Consider the following 1,437-nt stretch of genomic DNA (forward strand, 5'->3'; position numbering starts at 1 on the left):
GTATCTTCGATATGGATCGGTAGTGTATTCATGATAACTGGTGTGACTGGTTGACTTGATGGTTGTTGTAATGGTAAATGATTAATCAAAGCTACTTCACGGGCTACACCTAAGATTCCTAAGCAATCAGCACGATTAGGTGTAACACTTATATCGATAATATTGTCATTCAGTTGTAAATAATCGCATAAATTGCATCCTATAGGGGCATCAATTGGTAACTCAATTAGACTCATCTGATCATTATGATTACTAATACCTAATTCAAAACTGGAACATAATTGTCCTTGTGATAATTGATCATATAATATAGTACTAACTACATTTACAGCAACTAGTAAATCATTACGGCAGTTCTGAGCACTACAAATAATAGTCAGAAGACTAGGACCTTTAATATCAACTTTAGTAATCCATAAGTTATCATCATTAGGATGGCGATCACATTTTACTATACGACCAATCACTACGTTAGTAAACTTACTAGCAACTGCTTCTACACTGGTTACTTCTAGACCAAACATTGTCATTTGTTCTGTTAGAGCATGACTATCTAAAGCAGGATTTACCCACTCACGTAGCCAAAGTTCACTGAGTTTCACTATCTGTACTATCCTTTACTTAAATTGTTTCAAAAAACGTAAATCATTTTCAAAGAAAAGTCGTAAATCAGTGATACTATAACGTAGCATTGCCATTCTCTCTATACCAATACCAAAAGCAAAGCCTGAATAATAGTCGGAATTAATGCCAACATTATGTAAAATTTTAGGATGTACTATACCGCAGCCTAGTACTTCTAACCAGTTATCATTATTATCCATAATATCTACTTCTGCTGCAGGTTCGGTAAATGGAAAATATGAAGGACGAAAACGAACTTTTACATCTTCGTCAAAAAAATGTTGCAAAAATTGATGTATAGTACTTTTTAAGTGAGAAAAATTAATATCTTTATCTATGATTAATCCTTCCATTTGATGAAACATAGGAGTATGAGTTTGGTCGTAATCATTACGGTAAACACGACCTGATGCAATCAGGCGGATAGGTGGTTCGTAAGCTTGCATAGCTCTAATCTGAATACTAGAAGTTTGGGTGCGTAATAAGTAGGTGCTATTAATCCAAAAGGTATCATGATCTGATCGCGATGGATGATTAATAGGGATATTAAGCGCATCAAAATTATAATAACTATCTTCTATTTCTGGTCCACTTTCTACTGAAAAACCCAGTTGTTTAAAAAAACTCTCAATCCTAAAAATAGTATGTGATATTGGATGTAATCCACCATTATTTATACGTCTACCAGGTAATGATACATCTATAGTTTCTGTTGTCAGTTGTACTTGAATGGCTACTAATTTTAGAGTATTTTTACGTTCAGCTAGGGCTTGCTCAATTTCTTTTTTTGCCTGATTAATCATAGCACCTACT

The 1,437-nt window shown here is 33.8% G+C and carries 1 protein-coding gene and 1 pseudogene; both read right to left on the minus strand.

The window, feature by feature from the left end; translation table 11 throughout:
- Positions 1–602 (minus strand): annotated as a pseudogene (locus CEX73_RS01710) (phenylalanine--tRNA ligase subunit beta); the annotation flags it as partial.
- 15 nt (positions 603–617) lie between these two features.
- Positions 618–1,437, minus strand: an 820-nt coding sequence (pheS, locus tag CEX73_RS01715; protein ID WP_101626877.1) for a phenylalanine--tRNA ligase subunit alpha, incomplete at its 5' end; no start/stop codon positions are given.

Source organism: Candidatus Palibaumannia cicadellinicola (assembly GCF_002855795.1).
Lineage (GTDB): Bacteria > Pseudomonadota > Gammaproteobacteria > Enterobacterales > Enterobacteriaceae > Baumannia > Baumannia cicadellinicola_C.